This is a genomic window from Polaribacter litoreus (assembly GCF_054584775.1).
Genome location: NZ_JBTLRD010000022.1, coordinates 1 through 26,544, shown reverse-complemented (window position 1 = coordinate 26,544; position 26,544 = coordinate 1). Strand labels below are relative to the sequence as shown.

Genomic DNA, 26,544 nt, shown 5'->3' with positions numbered 1-26,544 from the left:
AATTATAATACACTATTAATCAGTGGTTTTTTAAATCGAAATCACGTTAAGTTAGAAACATTATATAAAACTCAGTTATATTAGAATCTGTAATACTTTTTTTACCTGAAACTCAACACAAAAAAGTTTAATAATTTTTACGATACTGAGTAGTTTCTTCAAAAACATGTTGTAAAATACGTTGTTCAACTTCATCAAAAACGATATTTCTACGTTGCATTACTACATTTGCAACTTCAAATACCTTGTTGGTTTTATATTCGGTAAAACCAGATGCACCACCCCAACTAAAAGAAGGTATAAAATTTCGTGGAAATCCACTACCAAAAATATTTGCAGAAACCCCAACTACAGTACCTGTATTAAACATGGTATTGATACCACATTTTGAATGATCGCCCATCATTAAACCACAAAATTGCAAACCAGTTTTTGCAAAACGACCCGTTTCATAATTCCATAATTTAACTTCGGCATAATTATTCTTTAAGTTCGAGTTATTGGTATCTGCACCTAAATTACACCATTCTCCTAATACAGAGTTGCCTAAAAAGCCATCATGTCCTTTATTAGAATAGCCCATTAAAACAGCATTATTTACCTCACCTCCTACTTTACAAAAAGGGCCTAAAGTAGTTGCTCCGTAAATTTTAGTACCAAGTTTTAATACTGAATTAGTACACATTGCTAAAGCACCTCTTACTACACAACCTTCCATAATTTCTGCATCTTTACCAATGTAAATTGGTCCATTTGAAGCATTTAAAACAGCATAGGTTAATTTTGCACCTTCTTCAATAAATATATTTTCTTTGTTAATGCATTGCACTGTATCTGGAATGGGTTGCGAAGTTCTATCTTCTGTAATCAAATCAAAATCTTGTTGGATGGCTTTATCGTTTAATGAAAAAATATCCCAAGTATTTTGAATTTGAATTACTTCTTCTTCAAACTCAATTTGAGTGTAATCCTCAAAATTCACTTCTTCTTGAGAGTCGGTTGTAAAAAAAGCAATAACATCTTCCCCTTTAAAAATAGCCTCGTTTTTAGATAAGTTTTTCACTTTATCTACCAAACCTTTAGTTGGGCAAAAGGAAGCATTAATTAAAATGTTTTCTTCTAACTCAACCATTGGGTATTTTTCTTCTAAATAATCCTCTGTAACTGTTGTTGTAGTTAAGCCTAAATATTTTTCCCATTTTTCTCTAATGGTTAAAATTCCTACTCTTAAATCTGCAACTGGTTTGGTGTAGGTAAATGGTAAAAGTGATTTTCTAACATCTCCATCAAATAAAATATAATTCATTTCTTGGCTTTTTTAGTCAAACAAATTTACTTTAAATAGCCCATAAAAAAAACAGATTGTAAGAAATTACAATCTGTTTATATCAACAAAGTGAAAAGCTATTATTGTTTTACAAATTTTTGGCTTCCTATTTTAGTATCAGTAGCAACTTTTAAAACATAAATTCCGGATGATAAATTACTTACGTTAATTTTATCAGTATTACTAGTAATCTTCTGTGTTAGCGCCAATTTACCCAAGTAATCATAAAACTGAACAGTTGCCTTAGTTTCACCTGATGGCAATTGTATGTTTATATTTTCTGAAGCCGGATTTGGGAACAGCTCAAAATCTAAACGTTTTGCCTCTGAAATACCCAAAACAGTAGCACCAACAGTACTTGTGTTTACTACTTTATCACCTGAGCCATTGCTACCATTTCCATCAGCAATAACAACAGATGAGTAGAATTTAACTTCTCCTTGGTCTGTTGTAGGTGATTTCCAGGTAAAAGACCAAGAACTATTTCCAGAGCTACTATGAGTAATTCTACCACCAGAAACTCTAGATCCAGTACCCGCAGTAAATGTACCTACTCTTAAATTTGCTGAATTTTCTGCTACCAATTGAAAACCTCCAGCACCAGACGAAGATTTGTTAACTGTAATTGTATAATCTGTATTTAAGGCATAACCATCATTAGGAATATTGGTAGTAATACTTGCAGAAACACCAGAAGAGCCACCTGTATGACAAGCTGCACAACTGGCACCACCATCTCCAGGAGAACCAGATCTGGCATCTGTTCTTCCTCCTGAACTAGACATCAAGATAAAGGCTGAAATTGGAATTAATAATAAGGTAAATTTAAAAATGTAATGTTTTTTCATTTGAATTGAGTTTGAGTTAGTAAATAATATTAAATCTGAATTATTCTTTACAAAATTTCTAATAACTTATTTGTTTCTATAAAAATAATGAAACAATTCTGTAATTACCTTATAAATAAAACAATATCATTAGATTTATAAAACAAAAAATAGATGAAAGGGAAATAATACAATGCAAAAGGGAAAAATATTAGTTGAAAAGTTTCTTTTTTTAGCGCTTCAGCGCTATTATCTGAAAAAAAAGAATTGTATTTTTGAAGTATGATCGAAGCAAAAAAAAAATACAAACACATTGAGGAATCTCAAGTAATCATTACACAACTAATGCTGCCTTCTCATTCTAATTTTAGTGGAAAAATTCATGGTGGTCATATTTTAAATCTAATGGATCAAATTGCATTTGCATGCGCATCAAAACATTCTGGGTATTATTGTGTAACTGCCTCTGTAAACAAAGTAGATTTTTTAAACCCTATAGAAGTTGGTGAATTGGTTACTTTAAAAGCCTCTGTTAATTATACAGGCAGAACCTCTATGGTTGTTGGTTTGCGTGTAATATCAGAAAATATAAGAACAGGAAACATAAAACACTGCAACTCTTCTTATTTTACAATGGTAGCCAAAGATGAAAATGGTAAAAGCGCAGCAGTACCTGGAATTATTTTAACCAATAAAGAAGAAATAAGACGTTTTGCCAGAAGTATTGTAAGACAACAGCAAGGTAGAAACAGAACTTCTAAATTTAGCAGTAATACGTTTAAAATAGAAGATTATATAGCTCTTTTTGAAGGAAGCAATTCTAAAATTGAAATTAAAGAAAATTAACAAAGCAATTTTTGATATTAAAATGTTTTTACTTTGGATGAACTCATAGATATTTTAAATCCTGATGGAACACCAACAGGTAAAACTGCTTTAAAATCTGAAGCTCATAAACATGGATGGTTTCATGCAACTGTACATATTTGGTTATTTACTTCAAATAGAAAGATATTGCTTCAAAAAAGGGCTTTGACTAAGAAAGTATTTCCTGGTTTGTGGGATATTTCTGTAGCTGGGCATATAGCTGCTGGAGAATCTATTTTATCAGCGGCAAAAAGAGAGGTTTTTGAGGAAATTGGACTGCAATTAGATGAAAAAGAACTTATTAAAATAGGTACAAGAATTCATCAAGTAAAACATGCAAACGGAATTCAAGACAATGAGTATCATCATGTATTTATTTCTGAATTAAAAGTGCCTGTATCTGAATTAACAATTCAAAAAGAGGAGGTTGAAGCTATAAAACTGTTTGATTTAGAGGTTTTAAAATCCACAGAAAAACTAGAAAATGTTTTACTATCAAAATTTCATCCATACTATTGTATGGTTTATGATAAAATTATAACAAATGAAAAAAAATAAGATCATCAATTTATTTAACGACGATAAAGCTTACGAAAGTTCGGACTCAAAATACTCTTCTCTCCTCCAGGATTTTATAGAGCCCTTTGCAAAACGTCTTGATGTTTTTGAATATCAAGAAGATATTTTTGAATTTGCCATAAAGGCATGGAATTTTGGAAATTTGAGCCTTATTATTGATGCTAATGAATTTGATAAAATAATGTCTTTTGCTAAGAGTGAAGACTTAAATTATGATTTACTATTTGAAATGATTCAGCACAAGCAATCTCATTTTAAAGATTTTAGTAATTTTGTTGTTGATTTTGAAATCAGTAACATCAATGGCAGGAAAGCCTTAACTTTAGTAACGCAAACAGAAGAAATATACCTTTCTGAAATTAATGAAATCGAAAACAATTATAAAGAAACAGATTTTACAGAAAATTATATCAATAGATCTGCAATTTCATTAAAACCTTTACAGCCTTTTATTGATTGGCACAATAGTGTATATCCAGATTCAAAAATTGATGATTCCGATTTAGATGAAGTTAATATTTATTTAATTAAGAACAGTAATTTTTTTGATATTGAAAATTATTTAAAAAAGAAATTTGATCTGTACTTTAAAATGGAGCTTGAAGATTGGTGTAATGATCGCAAAACTTGGCCCAAAAGGCGTAATTATAAAATGTTTAAACAATGGTTTCGAGTAGATATTTCTACAGCAATCTATGATTTAGAAAATACACCTGTTATAAAACAAGAGTAAAAAACTTCTAAAAACTTTCTATTTTAAAGTTGCTAACTGTTTTACTACCCAATAAAAATCAACCAGCTTATTTAAGTGGTTTTGCAAAAAAAGAAGCCGCCAATTTACCTTGACTAACCAATGGCAATGTAAAAACAGTTGCAGGTTTTGCAGGTTCAGTTGGATTATTATTTTTATCTTTCTTAAACCAAGTCATTTCCTTTGGTAAAAGGAATCCGTTTACATTTTCCCATTTGTTGTATTTAATGATTTTATACCTGTTTGAAGGTGCTTTAGACTTAAAAGTAACAGTGTATGCCAACCATTCCATTTGATACGTTTTTGGATTGTAATACACTATATAATTATCATCAGGAGAAGTACCAACATTTGCTTTATAAGATATTTTGTAACCAGGATAGGTTACACCTTCAAATGTAATTCCGTCTACTTTTTCGTAGCTAATTCCGTCATCAGCCAAAACAAAAGGCATGGCATAAAAGTAGAAATACAAGTTGTAGTAAAAAGTTGGATTGCCTTTATAATTCCCTTTATTTTCTTCCTGCAACCAAACTTCTTTACCATCAAAACCTAAAGAATACTCTGGGTGATGAATGACTGTTTTTCTTGAATGTAAATCAATGGTATGAACTTCTTCACCTTTATTAAAAGACAATATTTGTGCTTTTCTCCAAGTATCAATTCCTCCGTGTTTTGTAAAAACCCTGTTTAGTTCTTGAGGAAAACTGACCTTTTTTACGGCAACTACATCTTTATCTATCGTTTTCTTTTTTGTTTCATTTTTGCAGGAAAATGATATAATTACTACTAATAATAAAAGTTTTTTTATCATATGGTTTCATTTTTACTTTAATGAAGTCGTGTTGATTTTTATTTTATTACAAAGTAAACAAAATAGATTCCCTTTTTCAAGAGGATGACAATTTTAATCTTAATATATAGATTGCCAATCAAAAAATAGAGTTCAAAAAATCTATTGTATTGAGATTTTTCCACAAGTTAGAAAGGACAAATAATTTTAATTATATTTTAGATTGATACGTATATAACTCATAATACCTCCCTTTAGAAGCGATCAATTTATCATGAGTACCTCTTTCTGCTATTTTACCAGCTTCTATCACTAAAATTTCATCTGCTTTTTTAATGGTGCTTAATCGATGTGCAATAACAATAGTGGTTCTGTTTTTTACCAATTCTGACAAACTTTTTTGGATCAATGCTTCGCTTTCAGTATCTAAATTAGAAGTCGCTTCATCTAAAATAATAATTTTAGGGTTTGCTAAAATGGCTCTAGCAATTGCCAAACGTTGCCTTTGTCCACCAGATAATTTTACCCCTCGCTCACCAATTAAAGTATCTAAACCATCATCAAATCTGTCCGTAAATTCGTTTACATAAGCTGCATTTACGGCATTTTGCAACTCGTCTTCTGTAGCATTGGGTCTTGGAAATAAAATGTTATCTCTAATAGTACCTTCAAACAAAAATTCGTCTTGTAAAACCACACCTAAATGTTTTCGATAACTAGATAGTTTTACTTTGCTCATATCTTGATGATCAATGGTAATAGTACCCGAACTCGGATTTAAAAACGTAGCTGATAAACCTGCAATAGTAGATTTTCCAGAACCTGAACTCCCCACCAAAGCTGTTACAGAACCAGCAGGAACTTTAAAGTTGATGTTATGCAATACTTCCTTATCTTCTTCATAAGCAAACGAAACATCGTCAAAATTAATTTCTCCTTTAATCGTTTCTAATTCTATCGTTCTTTCTTGATTGTCATCTTCTGCTGCTTTATTCATTAACTCTTCTGTTCTGTCTAAACCTGCCAGAGCTTCTGTAAGCTGACTCCCAATATTACTCATTTGCACAATTGGTGCAACCATAAAGGCTAATAAAAATGTAAATTGAATAAAATCTCCAAAAGTCATGGAGCCTTGTATCATAAAATAGCCTCCAATTCCCATAACTCCAGTTGTGGCTAGACCTATTAAAAAAGTTGACGAACTTGTCATAATTGCTGTAGCAGTCATGCTCTTTTTAACATTCTGATAAATATCTTCAACTCCTTTTTCAAAAATTTTGCTTTCTTGTTCTTCTGCATTAAACGCTTTTATCACTCTAATTCCACTTAAGGTTTCTGTTAACCTACCTTTTACCTCTGCATTTATTTTACCTCTAGCTCTAAAAATAGGGCGAATGTATTTGAACGATTTTAAAGCAATTAATCCAAAAATAGATAAAGGCACAAAGGTAAAAATGGTCATCCAAACATTCATTCTTAATAGAATTACAAGTGTTACAATTGCCGTAAATGAGCCACCAATTAATTGTACCAAACCTGTACCAATTAAGTTTCTTACCCCCTCAACATCTGTCATAATTCTAGAAACCAAAGCACCAGATTTTGTATTATCGAAAAAACTAATGGGTAAAGACAATACTTTCTTTTGCACTTGTGCTCTTAATTCTGATATTAAATATTGTGCTTGAATGCTTAATACTTTTGTTAATAAAAAAGAGGTAATTGCTTGTACAGAAATAGCTCCAATTACTGTTAATATTAAGATATATAATTGATTAAAATCTTTATCCGGAATTACCTCATCCATTAACACTTTACTTTGTAATGGTAAAACAAAACCCGATAAACTTCTGATAATGATTAAAATTAAACCCAAAAACACTAAGTTTCTTCTTGGCCAAATAATAGTTTTAAAAGCTTGTTTTAAGGTTACTTTTGGTTTCTTTTTTTCTTTTTTAGTTTCTTGAAGATGTTGCATAAATTATATTGAAGTATGTCAAATAATGATTGTCAATTTGTATGCCATTAAAATATACGTGACATACTTGCAAATTTAGGGCTTCAAAACATAAAACACCTTAAGAAATGGACTGAATTGACAAAAATTAGATGTAATTACAAAAATTATTTTTAGATTGCTAACATGAAAAATACTATTGCACAACGTATTTTAGACTTTTTAAAAAACTATCCGCCTTTTTATTTTCTGAATACGGATGAATTATTTGATATTAGTAAAGAAATTGAAGTAATTTATTTAGATGCTAACGAAGTGCTTTTTACCCAAAAAGAGCACTTAAAAAAGTATTTTTATGTAGTAAAAGATGGTGCTATTGGTTTATTTTACGAAGAAAAATTAGTTGATAAATGTGATGAAGGTGATGTTTTGGGCTTAAGAGCTTTTTTACAAAATGATGTGTATGCTTTAAATGCCAAAGCTATTGAAGAATGTATTTTGTATTGTATTCCCTTAGCTGTTTTTGACAATGTGATTCAAAAACATGATAAAGTGATGGCTTTTTTATCCGTCAGTTTTGCTACAAATACCAGAAATACACATTTAAAAAAGAACAATGCATTTGATTTAGCCCTAAAACCAAACTTAAAAAAGAATTTATTTACAGAAGTTCAGCACATTAATTATTCAAAAAAAACGATTACTTGTAAAGAGGTTGCTACCATTAAAGAGGCTGCATTAAAAATGTCCAAATATAATGTAGGCTCAATTATTATCACTAAAAAAAATATTCCTCTAGGCATTATTACTGATAAAGATTTGCGTCATAAAGTAGCTACAGGAAAATGTTCAATTAATAAAAAGGTTACAGAAATAATGTCTTACCCTGTACTTACCTTTCCTAGAAATTTATCTGTTTCAGAAGCACAAATAGCCATGCTAAAACACAATATTTCTCATTTGTGTATTACTAAAAATGGCTTAAATACTAGTGAAATTGTTGGTGTTTTATCAGAACACGATATCATTATCACAAAAGGGAACAATCCTTCTGTTTTGATAAAGGCCTTAAAAAAAGTGAGTACTTTACCTGAAATTAAAGCAATTATAGAAAAAGCACAAGTATTACTTAAAAATTACATCCAACAACATATTCCCTTACCATTTATTACCAATATTATCTCTGAAATTAATTACGCTGTAACCCAAAAAATCATTGAGTTCAACTTAGAGCAACAAGCAAAACCACCTGTAAAATTTGCTTGGTTAACCATTGGTAGCCAAGGACGAAAAGAGCAATTACTACAAACAGACCAAGATAACGCAATTGTATTTGAAGACACTGAAAAGCTAGAGGACACAAGGGCTTTTTTTATAAAATTAGCCACCAAAATTAATCAAGATTTGGCTTTTGTTGGTTTTGAATTGTGCCCTGCAAAAATGATGGCCATGAACCCTAAATGGTGTTTGTCTGTAACAGAATGGAAACAACAATTTAACGATTGGATTACCAAACCGAGTGAAGCTAAAATTCTTTTAAGCACCATTTTCTTCGACTTTAATTTTATGTATGGAGAACCTGCTTTAGCCGATAATATTGCCAAATCACTTTTTGAATCGATCCATAACTATAATTTATTTTTAACGTATTTAGGTAGAAATGCATTGCAAAACCCACCTCCTTTAAGTTTTTTTAGAAGCTTTTTAGTTGAAGATACAGGAGAGCACAAAAATCAGTTTGACATTAAAGCAAGAGCAATTATGCCTTTAGTTGATGCTGCACGAGTTTTAATTTTATCACATGCAATTAAAAACATCAACAATACAAAATTGCGATTTGAAAAACTATCTGAACTTGAACCTCAGAATAAAGATTTGTATGAGGCATGCAGTATCGCTTTTGAAACCTTATTATATTTTAGAACAGAGGAAGGTTTAAAAAACAACAATTCAGGCAGGTTTATAGACATTGTGTCTTTAAGTAAAGCCCATCGATTACAACTTAAAAATTGTTTTAAACCCATTAAAGAAATTCAAGAATTGATTCAGACCCGTTTTAAATTATCGCAATTTTTATAAGTTATGAGTATTTTTGTTAAACAATCATTTCCTCCTTTTTTTGAAGCCTATTTACAATCTTTTAAAGCAAAAAAAGAAAGTTTAAAAAATACACGTTTTGTTGTTTTTGATACAGAAACTACAGGTTTAGATGTTGAAAACGATCGTGTTTTATCCATTGGCTGTATTGGTATTCAAAACTTTTCGATTATTGTTGCAGACCAATTAGAAGTTTATCTACATCAAGAAAAATTTACTAAAGAAAGTGTAAAAATTCATGGTTTATTAAAATCTGGAACATTTTCTAAAATTGATGAACTTGAAGCCCTTAAAACCTTTTTAAATTATATAAAAAATAGTGTTTTAGTAGCTCATCATGCTGCTTTTGACATAGGAATGATCAATGCAATTTTAAAAAGAAACCACTTGCCAAAATTGAAAAATAAAGTAATTGATACTGCTATTTTTTATAAAAAAACGAAATATGTGAAAGACAATAACCATTATAGTTTAGACAAATTGTGTACAATCTTTAATCTAAAAATGCACGATAGACATACAGCTGCTGGTGATGCCTATTTAACAGCTTTGGTGTTTTTAAAATCTTGTAAACTGCTGCAAAAAAAGAAAAAGAATTTAAGGCTTTCTCATTTTGTGAGTTGGTTGTAAAAAAAATCACCTTTTATTTCTAAAAAGTGATTTTTAATTAAATTAAAATACCATTTTACAATCTATTTTCTTTAATACTTTCTACCACCTCTGGATTCAGCAATGTAGAAACATCACCTAAATTATCTAATTCGTTAGATGCTATTTTACGTAAAATACGTCGCATAATTTTTCCTGAACGTGTTTTTGGCAGACCTTCTGTAAACTGAATTTTATCTAATTTGGCAATAGGGCCAATTTTATCAGCAATTAACTGATTAATTTCTTTACTTAAATTGGTATGATTTCTACTTTCACCTAAATCTTTTAAAGTAATATATCCATATAAAGCACTTCCTTTAATATCGTGTGGGAAACCAACAATTGCAGATTCTGCCACTGCTGGATGCTCATTTATAGCGTCTTCTATAGGTGCTGTTCCTAAATTATGACCAGAAACAATAATTACATCATCTACTCTACCTGTAATTCTATAGTAGCCAACTTCATCGCGCAAAGCGCCATCACCTGTAAAATAACAATTTTCATAGGCAGAAAAATACGTTTCTTTATAACGTTGATGATTTCCCCAAATGGTTCTTGCCATACTTGGCCATGGATATTTTATACATAATCTACCTTCTACTTGATTGCCTTGCAATTCGTTTCCGTTTTCATCCATCAAACAAGGTTGTATTCCTATAAATGGTAAAGTTGCGTACGTAGGTTTTGTTGGTGTTACAAACGGAATTGGCGTAATCATCATTCCACCTGTTTCTGTTTGCCACCAAGTATCTATAATAGGGCTTTTCTTTTTACCAATGGTATCATTATACCAGTGCCAAGCTTCTTCGTTAATAGGCTCTCCAACAGAACCTAAGACTTTTAAGGATGATAAATTGTATTTATCTACCAATTCTGTACCATGTTTTGCTAAAGCTCTAATAGCTGTTGGTGCTGTATAAAATTGATTGACTTTATGCTTTTCAACAATTTCCCAGAAACGTCCAAAATCTGGATAACTAGGTACACCTTCAAACATCACAGAAGTGGCTCCGTTTGCTAAAGGACCATACACAATGTAGGAATGCCCAGTAATCCAACCAATATCTGCAGTACACCAATACACATCATTTTCTCTATACTGAAATGCATTTTTAAAGGTGTAAGCCGTATAAATCATATAACCAGCTGTGGTATGCACCATTCCTTTAGGTGATCCTGTAGAACCAGAAGTATATAAAATAAATAACGGATCTTCTGCTTCCATTACCTCTGCCTCACAAACTGTTGATGCTTCATCTAATAAAGGTTGCAACCATTGATCTCGCCCTTCTTTCATGTTGATATCAGAATTGATTCTTTTTGCTACTAAAACCGTTTCTACTGATGGACAAGATTCTAAAGCATCATCTACAATACCTTTTAAATCGATGGTTTTAGAACCTCTATAAGAACCATCTGAAGTGATGACCATTTTACAATCGGCATCATTAATTCTTGTTGAAAGTGCTGTTGCAGAAAAACCTGCAAAAACAACAGAGTGTATGGCTCCAATTCTTGCACAAGCTAACGTTGCAATGGCCAATTCAGGAATCATAGGCACATAAATACAGACTCTATCTCCCTTTTTAATGCCATTTTCTTTTAAAACATTTGCAAACTGATTTACGCGTTCTGAAAGTTGATTATAGGTAATGTGTTGTGCTTCTTCCTCTGGATTGTTAGGTTCAAACAAAATTGCTGTTTTATCTCCTCTTGTGGCTAAATGCCTATCTATACAATTTTCTGTTATGTTTAATTGCGCACCTTCAAACCATTTTATTTCTGGTTTGCTAAAATCCCATTCTAATACTTTATCCCACTTTTTTCTCCATACAAAGTGTTCTTCTGCTATTTCTTCCCAAAACGTTTCTGGTTCTCTAACTGAATTTCTATATACGTGATAATACTCTGGAAAATTTTTAATGTGATAATTACTCATAATGCTATATTTTTAGTGTTTTTATTTTTTTGAATTGAACAATCCAAACCAGTTTGGATTTAGAATTTTTAATTTAATTAACGACCATAAAAAAGCTACACAACAAAGCCCAAATACAAGTGATAAACCTGGACTAATTGCGTAATTATTATGCTCGAATTTAAACCTGATGAAAAGGGTTACTACTACATAAATAGTAATAAAAATATCTGAATATAAAGGATTAATGGATAGTTTCATATCTGTTTTTTAGTGGATTAATTCTTCTACTTCATTAACAATTTTTCTGATAGAAAATGGTTTTGTAAAATACTTGTCTGCCCCAAGTTCTAAGCCTTTTTCGATATCTGAATCTTTACTTTTTGCTGATAAAAAAATGATTTTAGTATCTTTTAAAACTTTATTTTTTTTAATAACTTGTAGGGTTTGATAACCATCAACCTCGGGCATCATTACATCTAAAAGAATAATATTAGGTATTTTTGTTTTTAATATTTCTAAAGCTTCGCTACCATCTCTAGCAATATATACTTCGAAATTTTTCTTTTTAAAAGCGTATTCTAAAGTCATTACAATATTGGGTTCATCATCAACAATTAAGATCTTTTTCATTATAGTGGTATTTTAATTTTAAATTTAGCTCCTTTTGTATGGTTTTTATCAAGCCATATTTCTCCTTGATGGCTTTCTATAATTTTTTTACTTATTGCCAAGCCTAAACCTGTGCCTTTTGGTTTAATTCGGTTTTGATTTTTAGATTGATAAAACTTATCGAAAATGAAATCTTGATCTTCTTTTGGCACTCCTTTACCATTATCTTGTACTATAATTAACAAATAATTATTCCCGATTTTATAATCAATTTCTACAACACCTTCATTAGGTTTACAAAACTTTAAGGCATTAGAAATCAGATTTGTAATTACTTGTACAATTCTATCTTCATCATATTTTAAATGAATAGTATGCACATTTTTTTGGATGAGCTTTATTTGTTTTTTGTTGGCATTTGGGCTTAGCCTTGCTATTGTTTTGGCAATGGTTTTACTAATGTCATTAAATTCTGAAGTTATGGTTTCTCGACCTGTTTCTAGCTTTTCAAAATCTAAAATATTGTTAATTAATCGAGATAATCTTTCAGAATCTTGCAACATATTATTTAAAAACTGTTGTTTCATTACAGTAGGCATATCTGCATCATCTAACAACAATTCTGTAGAAGCCCTAATACCTGTAAGCGGTGTTTTTAATTCGTGTGCAACCGTGTCTAAAAATTCGTCTTTTTGTTGATCTTTAGCAATTAACTCTTGATTTGCACTTTTTAATTGGTCTGCTAATTCAGAAAGTTGTTGAGATTTTTCTTTTAAGATTTTACTTTGCGTCATTGCTTCTTTTGATTCATCTAACACTTTTAAAACCTCTACCAAACTTACTTCTTCTTCTTTAACTACACTTGATATTAACATTTTTGCAGAAGATGAACCAATGGAACCTGTTAACAATTGCTCTGAAAAATTAATCAGTTTTGCATCTGCAAACTGTGTATCTTGAGGTAAGTTATATTTTGTAAAAAATATTTTTAACGCTTTTTTTGTTTTTTCAATTCCTAAAAATCGATTTAAAACTCCTTTAATATCTTCTACATAAGCTTCCCCTTTCCAAACATAAGCGCCATCTTGTAAAGACGCATAATTTCTGCTATCTACAAACATTTCTGCATAGTTTCGTTCTCTATAATTACCAGAAGTATTAAGAGAAAAATAAATGTAACAGATTAAATTTATAGTAATGCTCCAAAAAAAAGCATGTACTGGTGGTGTTAAAAAATCGATTCCGAATAAAGCATGAGGTTTCAAAGCAGTAATGCCAAATAAGCCTTTTTCTACAAAAAAACGATTACCGGTTAAAACCTCTAATGTAAAAGGCAACAAAAGCGTATAAAAGGTTACCAAAAAACCAATAATTATGCCAATAATTGCCCCTTTTGATGAACCTCTATTCCAAAACAAACCAATAAAAAAAGAAGGTGCTAATTGTGCTATAATTACAAAAGAAATCAGCCCAATTGAATACAAAGATAGCTCAACCGAAAAGTTATAATAGAATGTATATGCTACAATGATGATAAAGAAAATGGCAAATCTTCGTATATTTTTTATAAATTTGGTATTCTTTTCTGATTTGTTTTTGATAAAGTTTGATAAAAATCCATAAGGTATAATCAGGTTATTACTAATCATTATTGATAAAGCTAACGACGTAATAATTACCATAGAAATAACTGCAGACAAACCCCCAATAAAAACAAGCGTTGCCAGAAAAATATTACCTTCTTTTAAAGGCAATAGTAATGCAAAATACTCAGCATTTACAGTATTTCCTAAACTAATTTTACCTGCATAGGCAATAAAAACAACAAAAACATTAAACAATAGTAAATACAAAGGAAACAACCAAATGGCAGTTTTAATATGCTTTTCTCTATTATTCTCTATTACTGAAACTTGAAATTGTCTGGGCAATAAAAAAATAGCAATAAAAGAAAGCATGATTGTAAAAAACCAATTGAACCCTTCTTCTAAACTGCCTAAAGTTATTTTATCTACAAAACCTGCTGTTTTAGAAAACTGGTTAACAATATCTGCTGGACTATCAAATAAATAAAAGGTTATATAAACACCTATAATTAAAAAAAACAAAAATTTTAGTATCGATTCTAAGGCTACAGTGGTAATAATTCCGCTATTTTTTTGTGAAGCATCTGTTTTTTGAGTGCCAAAAAAGGTAGCAAACACTGCCAAAAGAATGGCAATATAAAACGTAGAATCATCAAAAATTGAACTTGATGTATAATTACTTTTTTGGGTCATAATTTCAAAAGTTTCTGAAACCGCTTTTAACTGTAGCGATAAATAAGGTAAAATACCAAATACACAAATAACAGTAACTAAAGCTCCTAAAAAACGATTTTTACCATATCTTAATGCAATAAAATCTGCCAAAGAAGATATTTTATGTTGCTTAGAAATTCGTATTATTTTTCTAAGAATGATAATCCAAAGTGGCGCTGCAATTACGGGCCCTAAATAAATGGTTAAAAAACTAACTCCTTTTTCGGCTGCCACACCAATACTTCCATAATATGTCCATGCAGAACAATACACTGCTAAAGAAAGTGCATAAACATAAGGGTTATTTACCCATTTGCTTTTCTGGTTTTTTTCGGCAATAAAAGCTAGATAAAATAATATAGCCAAGTAGAAAACTATTATTAAAGTTAAAGCCCAGTTACTCATAAAAACGTTTTAAAATAAAATATGAAATACAAACCGAGACTAACCAAATTACAAAAATTGAAAAATAAAAAACAGGGATACCAAATATTAAATTTGATGAATCGTATACCAACACGAAAGGAATATTTATCAGAATTAATAATCCTAAGGAGAGTAAAATTAGTTTTTGTTCGTGTCTTTTTTTCAAGGTTTGTTATCTAAAATGGATAAGGCTTTCTGAAAAGTATTAAAACTTGTCATTTTCGACTAAAATAAAAAATCTTATTTATTGATGTTTAAATGTATAGATTTTTCGAATTCCCTCAAAATGACTTATAAATCTACTTTTCAGATAGCCTCTTTAATTTATATTAGTGTGCAGATGCTTCTCCTGCACCAGATGGAATTCTAATATTTTCTACAATTTCTTGCACATCTGTTGGAGGTTCTGAAGTTAATCTAGAAACTACTAAAGATATTACTACGTTTACAATCATAGCTACTGTACCAAAACCTTCTGGTGAAGTTCCAAACCACCAATCATCTTGAGTACCACCACCAAACATATCTAGTTTGTATTTCATCATATAAAACAACATTAATAAAATACCGACAACCATACCTGAAATGGCTCCTTCTTTGTTCATTCTTTTATCAAAAATTCCAAGAATAATAGCCGGAAAGAAAGAAGCTGCTGCCAAACCAAAAGCTAGTGCAACTGTGGCTGCTACAAAGCCTGGCGGATTGATTCCAAAATAACCTGCAATTAAAATTGCAACAAAAATTGAACCTCTAGCCCACATTAATTCAGATTTATCTGAAATATCTGGCTTAATTTGTTTTTTTATTAAATCGTGAGAAATTGAAGTTGAAATTACCAGTAATAAACCTGCTGCTGTTGATAATGCTGCTGCTAAACCACCAGCTGCAACTAATGCAATTACCCAATTTGGTAAGCCTGCAATTTCTGGATTTGCTAATACCATAATATCTCTATCTACATACAACTCGTTTTTAGCTGTACTTGCATTGGCTACTAAACGCTCACCATAAGTTCCTCTAACATCCTTATACACTGGTTTTTTACCATTAATTGCGTTACCTGCTATATATTGTATTTTTCCATCTCCATTTTTGTCTGTCCAAGCAATTAAACCTGTATTTTCCCAATTTTTAAACCATTCTGGAATTTCTGAATATTTAGTTTCGCTTACAGTTTCTATTAAATTAGTTCTAGAAAACACTGAAATTGCAGGAGCTGTAGTGTATAAAATTGCAATTAAAAACAAGGCATACCCTGCAGATTTACGTGCATCTTTTACTTTAGGTACTGTAAAAAAACGTACAATTACGTGTGGTAAACCTGCTGTACCCACCATTAAAGCTAACGTTATTGCAAAAACATCCCAAGTAGATTTTGATCCTGTTGTATATTCTTTAAATCCTAACTGCGTATGTAAGGCATCTAATTTATCTAAAAGATACGTTCCATCATCCACAGTACCTCCCATTCCTATTTGTGGAATAATATCTCCTGTCATCTGAAAAGAAATGAAAAAAGCAGGAACCATAAATGCGAAAATTAACACACAATATTGCGCTACTTGTGTATACGTTATTCCTTTCATACCACCTAAAAAAGCAAAAACCAAAACAATACACATACCAATTACCACTCCCCAAATAATTTCTACTTGAAGAAATTGAGAGAACACAATACCTACGCCACGCATTTGACCAGCAACATAAGTAAATGATACAATTAAAGCACAAATAACAGCTACAGTTCTTGCGCTATTAGAGTAATAACGATCACCAATAAAATCGGGTACAGTAAATTTTCCGAATTTTCTAAGATAAGGGGCTAATAATAACGCTAAAAGCACGTAACCTCCAGTCCATCCCATTAAATATACAGAACCATCATATCCTGCAAAAGAAATAATACCTGCCATTGATATAAATGATGCTGCACTCATCCAGTCTGCTGCTGTAGCCATACCATTTGCTAAAGGTGAAACACCACCACCAGCTACATAAAATTCTTTGGTAGAACCTGCTCTTGCCCAAATTGCAATTCCAAAATATAATGCAAAGGTAATTCCTACTAAAATCCAAGTCCATATTTGAACACTCATAATATTTAATTTTTTAGTTGATTAATTGGGTTATTCTTCATCATAACCATATTTTTTATCTAGTTTATTCATCAATCTGACGTAAACGAATATTAGAATTACAAATACATAAATTGACCCTTGTTGTGCAAACCAGAAACCTAGTTTAAACCCACCTAATCTAAATTGATTCAGTTCTTCGCGAAATAAAATTCCACATCCATAGGAAACTAGAAACCAAACTACTAATAAAATTAGCAGATACTTGAGGTTCTCTTTCCAGTACTTTTTTGCGTTGTTGCTTGTTGACATAATTGTTGGTTTATAAATAAATCATTGCTTGTATGGTTAATACACCATTACTTGATGCAGACCCTATTTTAGAATTTGCATACTCGAAGGTAAGTTTAGAGTGATGCCCTGTTAATAGCACATTGGCTCCAATACCTAATCTTGATGCATTATCATTAATGGCATCTATAGTTCTATTTTGATAGGATAGGTAAGGTTGAAATCTTGTTTTAGATATATCTCCAGAAATCAAGTATCCTACATGCGTGTAAATCATGTTACCTGTTGAATACGCACTAAAATTATAATCTGGTCCGTAGTCATTATCTTGGTAAACGGCATATGCAGTAATTGCAGCATTTTTACTACCTGTTGGCGTATCATAAAAAGCATCAACAGCAAAAATATTTACATCTGATCCTTGACCATTGGCCTTTACAACACCATTTTTATGGTTAAAAAAACCTACTCCAACATTAAATACTTGCTTGCTTCCTAAATATGTACCTACCTTATAAGGTAAAAGATTAGATTCTTTATCTAGGAAGTTATAATCGAAATAAGCTTGAATTACTTTACCAGCATCTCTAGAACCTAATATTCTTCTACCACCATAAACTGTTGTTGCTAAAGCTACAGGGTCTCTTGTATCTAAAGTACTTGAACCTGCCTCGTTTAAAGCAAGTCTATATTGCAAACGCCCCAATTTACCTTTTGCATAAACCCCTACATGCCTTGCAAATTGATCTGACAGGCCAATAGTTGCCCAAGATTGTCTGTTATTATCAAGGGTTAACATATTTAGTGTGCTTTGATTGTTTAATCTAGAAATTCCATTCCAGTAATGTAAACCAGCACCTGCACTGAGGCTGTTTGTTATTTTCCACTCTCCCCAAAAACCATGGAAAAATAGTTGAGAACGCTCTCCAGCACCAATAGGAGACGTATTATTTCCGTTTAAACTATTTAAACCAAAATGGGTTAGTATTAAGAAATTCTTGTTTAACTGTGTAAATGTTAGGATTCTTGCTCTTCTAACGCTTAGGCTAAGTTGCTCTGTAGTTGCAGGAACATTATTATTGTATTGTGCCCAAAACTGACCCCAAGCAATGATTCTTAAATATTTAGAACCATCATCATTAAACTTAACTTTGTAACCACCTGTGTACTCTGTAGAACCCTGGGAAAAGGTTAAATTTATGAAAAGGAAAAGTCCTAAAAAAAATAAAAGTTTTTGTTTCATAAGTTATTGATTGATTAAAAAGTTGATTTGTGCACTCAACGAATTTCTACAAAAACTTATGTTAAAAAAAAATTAATATATATATATGTTAATTTTATATACCTAATCTTTAAAACGTTCCCATTTAATCAACATAAACTTATCACCAAGTTCAGTTACCACAACACCTGCTCCTTTTAAATTCTCTGCATTCTGAAAGTAAATACCCAACTCTTTTGCATTTAAAATTTTATAAGTTGGATGATAATTTTTGTTCTGCGGCCTTTTAATTCCATAACGTTTTACCCAGTTCAAAATACTTACATGTGAAATCCCTAAAATACGTTCTATTTCACGATAACTTAATCCTTCTAAATACAGTTGTAATGCTTTGTTTACAAAGTAATCATCAATTTTTTTACCGAGCTTATTTACAGTAAAATAATAGTTACAAGATTTACATTTATAGCGTTGGCGATTGTTTACAATACCACTCTTTACATATTCTTCGGAAGAACAATTTGGGCAGGATTTAGTTTTCATGTATATAAATTTAGCACATATATATTTATTTAGCAAATAAATTCAGAAATTATCTTTTTTAAAATCAAATAATTATGAATTATAACTTATTTTCGGGTATCTTAAAATGACAAAATGGTATTGCTTTTTCAAGAGTTTTGGTTTGTAATTCTGCTCTTTTTATTGGTTTCAGTTTTATACTCTTCAGTTGGTTTTGGGGGTGGCTCTAGCTATTTAGCTATTTTGGCATTAAGTGGAATTATATTTACACAAATTAGAGCAACAGCGCTTTTGTGTAATATCCTTGTGGTAACTAGCAACATCTTTCTATATCATCAACAAAAAACAATAGCATGGAAAAAAATATTTCCTTTGATTGTTTTGAGTATTCCTTTGTCTTATGTTGGTGGGTATCTAAAAATAAGTCAACAATTCTTTTTTATTTTATTAGGATTTACCCTCTTATTTGCTTCAATCACTATGTGGATTTCGAAAAAAATTATTTCTTCTGATATCAAAAATACGCATCAGAATCAGTTAAAAAACGGAGCTATTGGCGGCATAATTGGATTTATTTCTGGAATGGTAGGCATAGGTGGAGGTATTTTTTTAGCTCCTTTTTTACATGTAATTCAATGGAATACACCAAAAAAAATTGCAGCAACAGCAAGTATTTTTATTTTTGTAAATTCTATTGCTGGTTTATTAGGCCAAGTTTCTAATCCTGATTTTATTATAGATTGGAACTTAACTTCGTTATTATTAATTACTGTTTTTATTGGTGGACAAATAGGAAACAGATTAAGTAATCGGTACTTTTCTCCTATTCAATTAAAAAAAACAACCGCTATTCTAATTGCTTTTGTAAGTATTAGAATTCTAACAAAATATTTATTTTAAAAATAGATAATTATAAGTTGCTTATGTATTGTAATACAAATATATTTGAGCCTTAACCGAAAATCACTATGTTAGAAAACATTTTTACACTATTAATGCTTGTAATGCTACAAGCTGTTTTGGGCTTTGATAATTTATTATACATTTCTTTAGAATCTAAAAAAGCGCCTGTAAACAACCAGCAAAAGGTGCGTAAAACAGGTATTTTAATTGCTATTATTTTAAGAATTGTACTGTTATTTTTATTGGTATCAATCATAGATTATTTTCAAGAACCTTTTTCTTTATTAACAGGTGGTATAGACGATGTTGTAAAGTTTGCTTTTAATGGACATAGTATTATTGTTCTTTTAGGTGGTGGATTTATTATCTATACAGCTATTAAAGAAATTTGGCACATGATTGCTACACCAAATTTAGAGGATTCTGAAATGGTAAACACTAAAAGTAAGAAATCTACAAATGCTGTAATTGTTAGTATTGTAATTATGAATTTGGTTTTTTCATTCGACTCTATTTTAGCTGCAATTGGATTAACTAGCGAAATTAGTAATTCAACCACCGCATTTATTATTATGGCAGTTGCCATTATTATTAGTGGATTGTTAATGTTATTTTTAGCTGATAAAGTATCTGTTTTTTTAGCCAAAAATAGGATGTACGAAGTATTGGGTCTTTTTATTTTATTTATAGTAGGCATTATGTTGGTTACAGAAGGTGGGCATTTGGCACATATAAAAATATTTGGCGAAGAGATTGTACCCATGAGTAAAACAACATTCTATTTTGTGATTGCTATTTTAATTGTTACTGATATTGTACAAAGTAGATATCAAAGAAAACTTATAGGTGGTAGATAAATTTTTATCATGAATTTCTAAATAAAAAAACGCTTTTAAGCGTTTTTTTTTATTTAAGTAAACTTTAATTTTTTGTTTAATTAATTTAACATATAATTAAACAAAAATGAATTTTACTAACCTAAATTTGTATAAACTTAAAACATAAATTATGAATTTTAAAAAATTATTTACCACTACTGTATTAGCAATAATGGTTTCATTACCTACTTTTGCCAACACAGACCCAAAGAAGAAAAATAACAACAAGGAAGAAAAAACAATTGTGGGTGTTGCTGTGGCAAACGAAAACTTTACGACTTTAGTGGCTGCAGTAAAAGCAGCAGGTTTAGTAGAAACTTTAAACAGCGATGGGCCTTTTACCGTTTTTGCACCTGTAAATGATGCGTTCGGAAAATTACCTAAAGGTACTGTAGATAGCTTACTAAAGCCAGAGAACAAAAAACTATTAACCGCCATTTTAACGTATCATGTAGTTGCAGGTGAGTTTAAAGCTAAAGATGTTTTAGCTGCAATTAAAGCCAATAATGGAAAATTTGATATAAAAACTGTACAAGGTGCAACTTTAACTGCTTCTTTAAAAGACGGAAAAGTAGTTCTAAAAGATGTTAAAGGCAATATGTCTACTATTGTAATTACTGATGTACCTGCTTCAAATGGAGTAATTCATGCTATAGATACAGTGGTAATGCCTAAGTAAGATCTTAATTATATCACAAATAAAACCCACTCAATAACGTTTATCTTTTTTAACATTTAATTAAACAAAATAAACCTTATCTTTGTAATAATAGTTACTTCTAAACATTAGGTAGGCATACCTAATTACAACATAGAAGTTTTTGGTTGATTGATTGAAACCGCTACTTGGTCGTAGCGGTTTTTTTATTCTAGTTCATCTATAGAATCTTGCAGTCTTTTGATGATGATTTGTTTAATTCTTCTATTAAATTCGGAGGAATTGTTTTGATATATTTTGTATTCATCCAAAGAAAAATGACCTAATACAGTACCTAAAATTTGATTTTTAAATTGTAAATCTTTTTCTAAAACCGATTTTATTTTTGCTCTTTTCTTTTGTTCTGATAACTTTGTAAAATCAACTTTTCTTTTTATTAAATACGTATTAAAAAATGCAATTAACAAAGGGTGTTGCATTTTAATAATTGGTCTTAAAACTGAGTTTTGAAAAACTTCTGTTTCTGTTGTACTTTCATTTACTAAATCCTGTAAAATTGGTCTTTCTTTTTTCATCTATCTAACAATTCATCTAATTCCAATTGATAATCGTATTGCAAATCTTCGTGTAATTTTTCAATCGCTTTTTTTATCATTCTTACTTGAGCATCAAACACATTTTGCAAACGCTGACTTCTATTTATAGAAGGCTTCATTTCTTTTAATTTTTTGCAGAAATACAAAAGCAATTCAGTTTCTGTTTCTTTCTTTTTAGAATAACTGATAAACTTTTTGGTAAGCGATAAAATTTTACGCACACTTTTTCTGATGTAAAAATAACTTTTGGTATTTATATCAGAAAACTGCTCATCCATTTGATATTTAATAGATTGAATATAACCTTCTTCATTATGAGATTCGAATAATAAATAAGTTAACAACTCTTTATTTTCTTTTTTAAATCTTGATAAATGCAAACACAACTCTTTTAACTCATCAGCAGATTTATGAGATAATTCGTCTTTAAGTTGTTTAATGGTTACTGCTTTCAATTAAAATTTTATTTAACTTATGATAATAAGTTTAAGATGAAAAAAGGAAATACCTACAAGGTTTTAAAAACCTTGCAGGAAAATATTTTATTGTTCGCTAGGTATTTTTACAACCTCATTAACATCAGCATTATAATCTACACCATCAACTTTAAAACCAAATAGGTTAAAAAATTCATTACTGTAGCCTTCTAAATCTCCAATTTCTGATAAATTTTGGGTAGTAGCTTTTTGCCAAAGTTCAGCAATTTCTGCTTGTACATCTTCGCGCATTTCCCAATCATCAATTCTTATTCTACCTTTATCATCTAAAGCTAAATCACCACCAAATAAACGTTCACTGTACAAACGTTGTATTTGTTCTATACAACCTTCGTGAATTCCTTTTTCTTTCATCACCTTAAACAATAAAGAAATGTATAAAGGAATTACAGGAATTGCAGAACTAGCTTGAGTTACCAAAGCTTTATTTACAGAAACATAAGCATTTCCGTTAATCGATTTTAAATCATCAGCAATTTCAAAAGCTGTTTTTTCTAGATGATCTTTAGCAGCACCAATGGTTCCATTTCTATACACTGGTTTTGTAACTTCTGGGCCAATATAAGAGTAAGCCACAGTTGTTGCGCCTTCAGAAAGTAGGTTTTCTGCTTGTAAAGCATCCATCCACATTTTCCAATCTTCACCACCCATAACAGTAATTGTGTTTTCTTCATCATCACCTTCTGCAGGATTTATCGATATTTCTGATACATTACCTGTATGAAAATCTACAGTTTTATTGGTAAAAACTTCGCCAATTGGTTTTAAAACGGATTTATATCTTTTTCCTGTTTCAGGATGTTTTCTAACTGGTGATGCTAAACTGTAAATTACTAAATCTACCTGATCTAAATCTTCTTTTATTAGATTTACAACTTGCTCTTTTATCTCATTAGAAAAGGCATCTCCGTTAATGCTTTTTGCATACAAACCTGCTTTGTGAGCATGTTTTTCAAAAGCAGCAGTGTTGTAATATCCAGGAGAACCTGGTCTGCCTTCTGTAGCTGGTTTATCAAAGAAAACACCTATGGTTGCTGCATCTGAACCAAATGCACTTGTAATTCTAGATGCTAATCCAAAACCTGTTGATGCACCAATAACTAACACTTTTTTAGCACCTTCAATTTTGCCTTTGGATTTTACATATTCTATTTGATTGATTACGTTTTGCTCACAACCAGTTGGATGTGATGTTAAACAAATAAATCCTCTTGTTCTTGGTTCTATAATCATTTTTTTAATTTATAAAGATCTTTCAGGTTTTTTAAACCTGAAAGGTCTATGAAAGTTAGTTGCTTTTTAAAAAAGAATTTACATTCTCTTCAATTCTTTCTAATACATTTTCTGTAGCTGCTTTTACAAAAGATTCTCCAGTAATTTGTTCGTACAATTCTATATATCTGTTCGAAATTTCGATGATTTTTTCATCAGACATTTCTGGTATTTGCTGATTTTCTTTTCCTTGAAAACCATTTTCTATCAACCATTGACGAACAAATTCTTTCGATAATTGTTTTTGAGCTTCGTTATTATCTTGTCTTTCTTGGTAACCATCAGCATAAAAATAACGAGAAGAATCTGGAGTATGAATTTCATCAATCAACACAATTTTACCCTCTTTTGTTTTACCAAATTCGTATTTAGTATCTACCAAAATTAAGCCTCTTTTGGCTGCGATTTCTGTACCTCTTTTAAATAAAGCTCTTGTATAATTTTCTAAAATGATGTAATCTTCTTCAGAAACAATTCCTTTTGCTAAAATGTCTTCTCTAGAAATGTCTTCATCATGTTCGCCATTATCTGCTTTGGTTGATGGTGTAATTAAAGGTTCTGGAAATTGATCATTTTCTTTTAAACCTTCTGCCATTTTTACTCCACATAAAACACGTTTTCCTGCTTTATACTCACGAGCTGCATGACCAGAAAGATATCGTCTAATCACCATTTCTACCTTGAAAGGTTCGCACAAATGACCAATAGCTACATTTTCATCTGGATTTGCAATTAACCAATTAGGTACAATATCTGCAGTATCATTCATCATTTTGGTTGCAATCTGGTTCAAAATCTGACCTTTAAAAGGGATTTGACGTGGTAAAATTACATCGAAAGCAGATAGTCTATCAGTAGCAATCATCACTAAAAGTTCGTCATTGATATTGTAAACTTCTCTTACTTTACCTTTGTATACAGACTTTTGTTTTGGAAAATTAAAATTGGTTTCGTTAATCGTATTCATTAAATTGATTGTTATTAAAGATGCAAAAATAAGCTATAGAATATTATTTCGTTTCCTTTTCAAGTACTTTTATTTGCTTTAAATTATCGGTAATTGGTGTTGCTGTAATTACTTTTTCACCAGGAATAAAATAGAAAAAATAAGCAGAATTTTGTCCTATTTTACGAACATCTAATTTAGTGTTGTCTTTAAAAATTAAGGTATAATTAGGTATAATTTCTTTATTGGTATATTTATGTTTCATTCCTATTCCCATGCCTGTTCTCATAGAAATAAATAATAAAAAGAAAATAAACATCATACCAGGAATAATATTTTTCTTCTCTTTTAGTAACGCGTATTTTTTATCCCATTTTTCTATGTTGTACATTTTTCTGTACCACTTTTTTTCTCTTAAATAAGCGTAAAAACGAAACATCCATTTGGTAAAATATAAATACATCAACCAAAACATAAAACCTAAAAAGAGCGATATTTTCCAATTATTGGTTAACAAACTGATAGGAGAAATTAAAGCATCTAAAATTGTGGTATAGTTTAAATAGGATACCCCAAAAATTCCATAAAAAATGGCATCGCTTACAATACCTAAAATAATTAGATATAAGTACCCAATGTAAAAGTAGTCTTGTAAGCCTAATTTCTCTTTTTCTATCTTAATCATTCAGTTTCTATACTTTTATAGGCTGTAATTATTTTCTTAACCAATCTGTGTCTTACTACATCTTTATCATCTAAATATACTTGTGCAATACCTTCAATACTTTTTAAAGCCAGTAAAGATTCTTTTAAACCAGATACTTGTTTTCTGGGCAAATCGATTTGGCCAGGATCGCCTGTGATAATAAACTTTGCACTTTTACCCATTCTTGTTAAAAACATTTTCATTTGATTATGAGTAGTGTTCTGAGCTTCATCTAAAATTACAAATGCATTGTCTAAAGTTCTACCTCTCATAAAAGCCAATGGTGCTATTTGAATGACTCCTTTTTCTATATGTGATGCCAATTTTTCGTGCGGAATCATATCTCGCAAAGCATCATACAATGGTTGCATGTAAGGGTCTAATTTTTCTTTTAAATCGCCAGGTAAAAAACCTAAATTTTCTCCAGATTCTACAGCCGGTCTTGTTAAAATTATTCTTCTTACCTCCTTTTCTTTTAAAGCTTTTACAGCTAAAGCTACAGCTGTGTAAGTTTTACCAGTTCCTGCAGGTCCAACAGCAAATAGCATATCGTTTTTTTGCATTAACGATACCATTTTGCGCTGGTTTTCGGTTTGGGGTTTTATCAACCTACCATTTACCCCATGTACTAAAATGTCTTTAGCATTTTTAGCAGAAGTTGTTTTTTCTTCTTGTCCATTAGAGGTTAAAATACGTTCGATACTATTTTCGTCTAACTTATTATAGCGATTAAAATATTTAACTAATCGATCAAAACGTTTTTCAAATTCGTTTAAAATTTCTGGCTCTCCGTAAATTTTTAATTTAGTACCACGTGCTACAATTTTAATTTTTGGAAAGTACCTTTTGAGCTGTGCAACAGTACTATTT

25 protein-coding genes are annotated in these 26,544 nt (G+C 30.5%); 8 read left to right on the top strand and 17 right to left on the bottom strand.

The window, feature by feature from the left end:
* Positions 1-127 precede the first annotated feature (127 nt).
* Positions 128-1,306: a GlmU family protein gene (locus ACW9UN_RS15640; protein ID WP_459487299.1), complete on the bottom strand. Its 1,179-nt coding sequence runs from the start codon at positions 1,304-1,306 to the stop codon at positions 128-130.
* 101 nt (positions 1,307-1,407) lie between these two features.
* Complete coding sequence (locus ACW9UN_RS15635; RefSeq protein ID WP_459487298.1) at positions 1,408-2,175, bottom strand: choice-of-anchor V domain-containing protein; 768 nt, start codon at positions 2,173-2,175, stop codon at positions 1,408-1,410.
* 261 nt (positions 2,176-2,436) lie between these two features.
* Between ACW9UN_RS15635 and ACW9UN_RS15630 the strand changes: the two genes are divergently transcribed.
* Genes ACW9UN_RS15630 through ACW9UN_RS15620 form a run of 3 tightly spaced genes read left to right on the top strand, consistent with a single transcriptional unit; the run spans position 2,437 to position 4,333 of the window.
* Positions 2,437-3,000 (top strand): acyl-CoA thioesterase, encoded by a 564-nt coding sequence (locus tag ACW9UN_RS15630; RefSeq protein WP_459487297.1) that lies wholly within the window; start codon positions 2,437-2,439, stop codon positions 2,998-3,000.
* Positions 3,001-3,033: 33 nt separating this feature from the next.
* The gene (locus tag ACW9UN_RS15625) at positions 3,034-3,579 is read left to right on the top strand and encodes an NUDIX hydrolase (RefSeq protein ID WP_459487296.1); all 546 of its coding nucleotides are present in this window, start codon (positions 3,034-3,036) and stop codon (positions 3,577-3,579) included.
* A complete protein-coding gene (locus tag ACW9UN_RS15620; RefSeq protein ID WP_459487295.1) occupies positions 3,566-4,333 on the top strand; it encodes a hypothetical protein in 768 nt (255 codons plus the stop codon). The genes ACW9UN_RS15625 and ACW9UN_RS15620 overlap by 14 nt, the downstream gene beginning before the upstream one ends.
* A gap of 67 nt (positions 4,334-4,400) precedes the next feature.
* Here the strand turns inward: ACW9UN_RS15620 and ACW9UN_RS15615 are convergent, their stop codons facing one another.
* On the bottom strand, positions 4,401-5,165 hold the full coding sequence (locus ACW9UN_RS15615) for a DUF6503 family protein (protein WP_459487294.1): 765 nt from the start codon (positions 5,163-5,165) through the stop codon (positions 4,401-4,403).
* A gap of 190 nt (positions 5,166-5,355) precedes the next feature.
* Positions 5,356-7,122, bottom strand: coding sequence for an ABC transporter ATP-binding protein (locus tag ACW9UN_RS15610; protein WP_459487293.1), 1,767 nt, complete (start codon positions 7,120-7,122; stop codon positions 5,356-5,358).
* Between the two features lie 165 nt (positions 7,123-7,287).
* Between ACW9UN_RS15610 and ACW9UN_RS15605 the strand changes: the two genes are divergently transcribed.
* Together ACW9UN_RS15605 and ACW9UN_RS15600 are read left to right on the top strand one after the other, a co-directional pair.
* Positions 7,288-9,180 (top strand): DUF294 nucleotidyltransferase-like domain-containing protein, encoded by a 1,893-nt coding sequence (locus tag ACW9UN_RS15605; RefSeq protein ID WP_459487292.1) that lies wholly within the window; start codon positions 7,288-7,290, stop codon positions 9,178-9,180.
* Positions 9,181-9,183: 3 nt separating this feature from the next.
* Entirely contained in the window at positions 9,184-9,828 is a 645-nt protein-coding gene (locus tag ACW9UN_RS15600; protein WP_459487291.1) for a 3'-5' exonuclease, read from the top strand.
* A 55-nt stretch (positions 9,829-9,883) separates the two neighbouring features.
* On the opposite strand, the gene acs is transcribed toward ACW9UN_RS15600, so the two are convergent.
* The 7 genes from acs to ACW9UN_RS15565 all read right to left on the bottom strand — a co-directional run bounded on the left by acs (position 9,884) and on the right by ACW9UN_RS15565 (position 19,239).
* Positions 9,884-11,791 (bottom strand): acetate--CoA ligase, encoded by a 1,908-nt coding sequence (gene acs, locus ACW9UN_RS15595; RefSeq protein WP_459487290.1) that lies wholly within the window; start codon positions 11,789-11,791, stop codon positions 9,884-9,886.
* Between the two features lie 249 nt (positions 11,792-12,040).
* Positions 12,041-12,403 (bottom strand): response regulator transcription factor, encoded by a 363-nt coding sequence (locus ACW9UN_RS15590; protein ID WP_459487289.1) that lies wholly within the window; start codon positions 12,401-12,403, stop codon positions 12,041-12,043.
* On the bottom strand, positions 12,403-15,087 hold the full coding sequence (locus tag ACW9UN_RS15585) for an ATP-binding protein (protein WP_459487288.1): 2,685 nt from the start codon (positions 15,085-15,087) through the stop codon (positions 12,403-12,405). Before ACW9UN_RS15585 ends, ACW9UN_RS15590 begins: the two co-directional genes overlap by 1 nt.
* Positions 15,088-15,437: 350 nt before the next feature.
* The gene (locus ACW9UN_RS15580; RefSeq protein ID WP_459487287.1) at positions 15,438-17,204 is read right to left on the bottom strand and encodes a sodium:solute symporter family protein; all 1,767 of its coding nucleotides are present in this window, start codon (positions 17,202-17,204) and stop codon (positions 15,438-15,440) included.
* A 30-nt stretch (positions 17,205-17,234) separates the two neighbouring features.
* Entirely contained in the window at positions 17,235-17,495 is a 261-nt protein-coding gene (locus tag ACW9UN_RS15575; RefSeq protein ID WP_459487285.1) for a DUF4212 domain-containing protein, read from the bottom strand.
* Between the two features lie 10 nt (positions 17,496-17,505).
* A complete protein-coding gene (locus ACW9UN_RS15570; protein ID WP_459487284.1) occupies positions 17,506-18,717 on the bottom strand; it encodes a hypothetical protein in 1,212 nt (403 codons plus the stop codon).
* 102 nt (positions 18,718-18,819) lie between these two features.
* Positions 18,820-19,239 (bottom strand): IS1/IS1595 family N-terminal zinc-binding domain-containing protein, encoded by a 420-nt coding sequence (locus tag ACW9UN_RS15565; RefSeq protein WP_459487283.1) that lies wholly within the window; start codon positions 19,237-19,239, stop codon positions 18,820-18,822.
* 114 nt (positions 19,240-19,353) lie between these two features.
* On the opposite strand from ACW9UN_RS15565, the gene ACW9UN_RS15560 reads away from it, so the two are divergent.
* The 3 genes from ACW9UN_RS15560 to ACW9UN_RS15550 all read left to right on the top strand — a co-directional run bounded on the left by ACW9UN_RS15560 (position 19,354) and on the right by ACW9UN_RS15550 (position 21,678).
* On the top strand, positions 19,354-20,118 hold the full coding sequence (locus ACW9UN_RS15560) for a sulfite exporter TauE/SafE family protein (protein ID WP_459487281.1): 765 nt from the start codon (positions 19,354-19,356) through the stop codon (positions 20,116-20,118).
* A gap of 68 nt (positions 20,119-20,186) precedes the next feature.
* A complete protein-coding gene (locus tag ACW9UN_RS15555) occupies positions 20,187-20,978 on the top strand; it encodes a TerC family protein (RefSeq protein WP_459487280.1) in 792 nt (263 codons plus the stop codon).
* 151 nt (positions 20,979-21,129) lie between these two features.
* The gene (locus tag ACW9UN_RS15550) at positions 21,130-21,678 is read left to right on the top strand and encodes a fasciclin domain-containing protein (protein WP_459487279.1); all 549 of its coding nucleotides are present in this window, start codon (positions 21,130-21,132) and stop codon (positions 21,676-21,678) included.
* 185 nt (positions 21,679-21,863) lie between these two features.
* On the opposite strand, the gene ACW9UN_RS15545 is transcribed toward ACW9UN_RS15550, so the two are convergent.
* The 6 genes from ACW9UN_RS15545 to ACW9UN_RS15520 all read right to left on the bottom strand — a co-directional run.
* A complete protein-coding gene (locus ACW9UN_RS15545) occupies positions 21,864-22,232 on the bottom strand; it encodes a glyoxalase (RefSeq protein WP_459487278.1) in 369 nt (122 codons plus the stop codon).
* The gene (locus tag ACW9UN_RS15540; RefSeq protein ID WP_459487277.1) at positions 22,229-22,708 is read right to left on the bottom strand and encodes a hypothetical protein; all 480 of its coding nucleotides are present in this window, start codon (positions 22,706-22,708) and stop codon (positions 22,229-22,231) included. Before ACW9UN_RS15540 ends, ACW9UN_RS15545 begins: the two co-directional genes overlap by 4 nt.
* 87 nt (positions 22,709-22,795) lie before the next feature.
* Positions 22,796-23,983, bottom strand: coding sequence for an enoyl-ACP reductase FabV (gene fabV, locus ACW9UN_RS15535; protein WP_459487276.1), 1,188 nt, complete (start codon positions 23,981-23,983; stop codon positions 22,796-22,798).
* Between the two features lie 55 nt (positions 23,984-24,038).
* Positions 24,039-24,989 (bottom strand): phosphoribosylaminoimidazolesuccinocarboxamide synthase, encoded by a 951-nt coding sequence (locus tag ACW9UN_RS15530; RefSeq protein WP_459487275.1) that lies wholly within the window; start codon positions 24,987-24,989, stop codon positions 24,039-24,041.
* Positions 24,990-25,032: 43 nt separating this feature from the next.
* On the bottom strand, positions 25,033-25,653 hold the full coding sequence (locus ACW9UN_RS15525) for a hypothetical protein (protein ID WP_459487274.1): 621 nt from the start codon (positions 25,651-25,653) through the stop codon (positions 25,033-25,035).
* Positions 25,650-26,544 (bottom strand): PhoH family protein (locus tag ACW9UN_RS15520; RefSeq protein ID WP_459487273.1); only part of this gene is annotated, 895 nt, incomplete at its 5' end. The genes ACW9UN_RS15520 and ACW9UN_RS15525, both read right to left, overlap by 4 nt.